Source organism: Haloimpatiens lingqiaonensis (genome assembly GCF_901447495.1).
In the GTDB taxonomy this organism is placed as follows: domain Bacteria; phylum Bacillota; class Clostridia; order Clostridiales; family Clostridiaceae; genus Haloimpatiens; species Haloimpatiens lingqiaonensis.
This window is the reverse complement of sequence record NZ_CABDWS010000126.1, coordinates 1-4,501: the sequence shown is the minus strand read 5'-3', so window position 1 is coordinate 4,501 and position 4,501 is coordinate 1. Positions and strand designations below refer to the sequence as shown.

The window sequence follows — 4,501 nt, the reverse complement described above, 5'->3', positions numbered from 1 at the left end:
TACATCATTTAAATAATTGTAAAGTTCATCATTTATGGATATAATATGGTTAGTAAATTTATTTGGCATACTGACAACCTCCCGTGTGATTAATTGAGTAATAACTTTTATATATCACGGAAACCGTCGGTGTGCCATATTTATTTTTTGGTAGCATTACCAATTTGACTTTTTATTTTGCAGAACTAAAGTTTTAATTAAAATTTAGAACGTAAAACGATTATTGAAATTATCAATTATATTAAGAATTGTGGCTATTAATATATGTATATTGATATAATTATATATATTGATACATATTAATGCAAATTTATACATTAATATAATTTTAATACACTAAATTGTAAAATTCAATAGCACAAAAAACCAAAAAAAATTCCAGAAGTTTTGGGGTACTTCTGGAAACATTCGGGAAAAGGGAGATAGTGTGTTGAGCATTAAATTGGCTCTACATTATCTTTCCTATTGGTGTAGCAAAATTGATTACCTATTTACTATTATATTATTAATAAATTTTTTTGAGTTACAAAATAGTATTAAAAAGGTTACAAAATCGTTAAAAATATAAACCTATAGGTTTTGTGAAAAGCTTATTCAAAAATACTGGCACTTTATGTTATATTTTGTAAAAATGCTTTTACTCTTTCATTGGTAGTATTTTTTATTTTCTCTGGCGTAGAGTCCTCTACTATTTCCCCATTATCCATAAATATAACCCTGCTACTTATGTCCATTGCAAAGGCTATTTCATGGGTTACTATAACCATAGTTTTGCCACTTTCTTTAGCAAGCTTTCTTATGACCTGCAACACTTCACGCACAAGTTCCGGATCTAATGCAGAAGTTGGCTTATCAAATAAAAGTATATCTGGTTTCATTGCCAATGCCCTAGCTATAGCCACCCTTTGCTTTTGTCCACCTGAAAGCTCTGATGGGTAGGAATTTTTTTTATCTAAAAGACCTACCATATCTAAAAGTTCTTCCGCCTTGCCAATAGATTCTTCTTTAGACATTTTCTTAACCATCACTGGGGCCTCCATGATATTTTCCATAACTGTTTTATGAGGAAATAAATTAAAATTTTGAAACACCATGCCCAGATTTTTAAGAGAACTACTTAATACAGCCTTTGGTATTTTTACTTTTATACCCTCCTCTACATTAGCTATAGCTTCTTCTTTAATTTTTATTATGCCCTCATCTATTTCCTCAAGTTTCATTATTGTCCTTAATAAAGTACTCTTGCCACTGCCTGAGGGTCCAATTATGCTGACTATCTCTCCAGATTCTATATTTAAATTTATGCACTTTAAAACTCTCAGCTTACCAAAATTTTTATTTACATTTATTAAATTTATAGCATTCATCTAAAACACTCTCCAAAATTCTATTTACCTTATTCTAAACTTCTGTATACCTTATTTTAAAATTCTATTTACCTTATTTTGAAGCTTTATTTACATTATTCTAAAACTCTATTTACCTTATTCAGAAACGGCTAATTTACTATTTTTCTCTAGTTTTCTAAAGAATATTACAATTAAAGAGCTTATGGCTAAATATATAATTGCCGCTATGAAAAAAGGTGTTATAGTAAATTCTCTAGTAACTATTTCCTTAGCGTTTCTTAAAATTTCTCCCATGCCTATTACAGTAACTAATGCAGTATCTTTTACTAAATTTATGGCTTCGTTACAGATAGAAGGTATTATTCTTAAAAATGCCTGAGGAAGTATTATTCTTCTCATAGTTTGTACATAATTCATACCCAATACCTTAGCTGCCTCATATTGTCCTTTATCTATGGACATAACTCCGCCCCTGACGATTTCTGCAAAATAAGCTGAATAATTTAATAAAAATGTAATTAGTGCCGCAGAAAATTCTGTAAGCCTTATGCCAAAAACCGGAAGCCCATAGTATAAAAAGAATAATTGTAAAAGTAGCGGAGTCCCCCTAAAAATCCATGTGTAAACTCCAAGTATTTTTTCCAACGGCTTATAAGTTTTAGCCAAAGCTATTACAGTGCCTAGGGGAATGGCTAAAGCTATGGTAAACACATATAGCTTTAAGGTAACAGCCCCTCCTTTTAATATATAAATTATCATCTTATCCATTAATGATTACATTCCTTTCAATATTATTTACAAGTGTATACTTAACTATTTTTCTCCAAACCACTTTTTGTATACTTTATCCATGGTTCCATCTTTTTTTATTTCTTCTAGAGCCTTATCTATTTTTTCGCCCAGCTCCGTATCATTTTTTCTATAGCCCACGCCATATTCTTCTTCGCCAAAATTATCTTCTAATATTTTGTATACACCAGGCTTTTTGGTCATATAATATCTAGCCACTACTTCATCTACAACCACTGCATTTACTCTATCTATTTTTAAATCCATAAGGGCTTCTGTGTTGTTTGAGTATTTCTTTGTTCCTTTTAATTCGTTCACTAAAGCAGAATCCTTACTTAAAGCCTCGTCACTACTGCTACCCATTTGAACCCCTACTATTTTTCCCTTTAAATCATTTTTTCCCGCTATATTGGAGTCTTTAGTCACCACAATTATCTGTCTATTTTTTAAATACGCTTTTGAAAAGCCTATTTTTTCTTTTCTCTCATTAGTTATAGTAAGTCCATTCCATATAAGATCTATATCCCTGTTGTTTAAACTTAAAAGTATTCCGTCCCAGTCCACAGGCTTGAACTCTACTGCAAGTCCAATTCTCTTACCTACTTCTTTAGCTAAATCTATGTCAAATCCTACTACTTCACCATTTTCATCTCTAAAGCCCATAGGAGGAAAGCTATCATCTAATCCTATTACTAATTTATCATTATAACTTCCTTTAGAATTTTCATGAGATACCTTCACCCCACAACCTGCCAATGCACTTATTAATAAAACCGCAACTAATGCTACTACTACTTTTTTCATCTTTCCATCCCCTTTCTGTTATATTCATTCTTAATTATTCATTCTTAATTCTTAATTCTTAATTCTTAATTCTTAATTGCTTCTAATTCATGTTTATCATTATACTTTATCATAGTAAAGTTGTAAAGTGTAAAATTATAAATCCTTATCATACCTACGTATTCAAACTGGCTGTCACCAATAAAAGATTTTTTTAGCCCTTAAAAAAAAAAGATATAACTACTTCATTTAATGAATTAGTTATACCTTTTCCCACTATACCATTGCTTATATTCAATTAGAGATTTCCCGTAACGCAGTAGAGGAAAATTCTCATTCACTATTACATCTTACTTAATTATTAATTCTTAATCATTAATTCTTAATTATTAATCATTAATTATTAATTATTAATTCTTAATTCTTAATTATTAATTCTTAATTATTAATTCTTAATTATTAATTCTTAATTATTAATTCTTAATTATTAATTCTTAATTATTAATTCTTAATTCTTCATTCTTCAAATTACTATATAGCAGGTGTAAAAAACCCGTTGCCCTTTATTTCCTGCGCCTGAGATATGGATATGAGAGCTGAGGAATCTATAGACTCCGTTAATTTTTTTACCCTATTTAATTGGCTATTGGTCATAAGGCAATAAATAATCTTCTTTCTGTTGCCAGTGTAGCCACCTTCTCCATATAGGTATGTGGTGCCCCTACCTGTAGCTTCCATTATGGCATCGGACACTTCCTTTTCTTTTTCCGTAACTATTATAACGATATTTTGCTTATCGAATCCCTTCATTACCCTTTCCATAACTACTCCAGTTACATACATAAGTACTAGAGTGTACAATGTATTTTGTAATCCAATAACAAATGTACCTAGTAGAACAGTTATTCCATTTATCAAAAAAAACAATTTGGCCACATCTGCTCCGGTGTTTTTTCTTATAATAACCATAATTATATCTGTACCACCTAAGGATGCCCTGTATTTAAATATCAGTCCTAGCCCATAGCCTGTAACTATAGAGCCAAAAAGTGTAGCTATATTTATGTCTTTTACAATTACATATTGAGATAAGTCCTTTGTTAAAACTAAAAAAACTGATACAGATATCGCTCCTACAGCGCTATATAATATAAAATCTAAATCTATCTTCTTATATCCAATAATAAATAGGGGTATATTTATTATAAATACCCAATATCCAGAAGGTATTTTTGTTACATATTGCCCCATAAGTGATATACCTGCCACTCCACCGCTTAAAAGTTTATGTGGAGTAATAAATATATTTGTTCCAACTGCATATATAAAGGTTCCTAAAATTATAAATATCAGCCTAATTAAAACATTTTTATCTTTCAACCCATCTTCCCCCTTAACTTTAAATACTTTCATACATGCTAATTGTATTGTAGAAATTTACAAAATACAAACTCCACATACTTTAACAATGTATAAAAAAGTCAATATTTCCTCATGAAATCTCACATTCTTTATTTAAATCATACTTAAATTATTTTTTATATTTTTATATAAACTTAACTTTTTTCATGCTTGTATTA

4 protein-coding genes are annotated in these 4,501 nt (G+C 29.7%); all 4 read right to left on the bottom strand.

Translation table 11 applies throughout. The features are described 5' to 3' along the window. Positions 1-611 precede the first annotated feature (611 nt). The 4 genes from FGK85_RS14545 to FGK85_RS14530 all read right to left on the bottom strand — a co-directional run bounded on the left by FGK85_RS14545 (position 612) and on the right by FGK85_RS14530 (position 4,301). Positions 612-1,367 carry an amino acid ABC transporter ATP-binding protein gene (locus FGK85_RS14545; protein ID WP_138207824.1) on the bottom strand — a complete coding sequence of 252 codons (756 nt, stop codon included), beginning with the start codon at positions 1,365-1,367 and terminating at the stop codon, positions 612-614. A 117-nt stretch (positions 1,368-1,484) separates the two neighbouring features. Further along, a complete protein-coding gene (locus FGK85_RS14540) occupies positions 1,485-2,117 on the bottom strand; it encodes an amino acid ABC transporter permease (protein ID WP_171011449.1) in 633 nt (210 codons plus the stop codon). Between the two features lie 45 nt (positions 2,118-2,162). Further along, positions 2,163-2,942, bottom strand: coding sequence for an amino acid ABC transporter substrate-binding protein (locus FGK85_RS14535; RefSeq protein ID WP_138207822.1), 780 nt, complete (start codon positions 2,940-2,942; stop codon positions 2,163-2,165). A 510-nt stretch (positions 2,943-3,452) separates the two neighbouring features. Continuing rightward, on the bottom strand, positions 3,453-4,301 hold the full coding sequence (locus tag FGK85_RS14530) for a YitT family protein (RefSeq protein WP_171011448.1): 849 nt from the start codon (positions 4,299-4,301) through the stop codon (positions 3,453-3,455). Positions 4,302-4,501: the final 200 nt, after the last annotated feature.

Excerpts from the sequence above, each read along its gene's own strand:
- FGK85_RS14545 (WP_138207824.1), bottom strand. The coding sequence starts at position 1,367 with ATGAATGCTATAAATTTAATAAATGTAAATAAAAATTTTGGTAAGCTG.
- FGK85_RS14540 (WP_171011449.1), bottom strand. The coding sequence starts at position 2,117 with ATGGATAAGATGATAATTTATATATTAAAAGGAGGGGCTGTTACCTTA.
- FGK85_RS14535 (WP_138207822.1), bottom strand. The coding sequence starts at position 2,942 with ATGAAAAAAGTAGTAGTAGCATTAGTTGCGGTTTTATTAATAAGTGCA.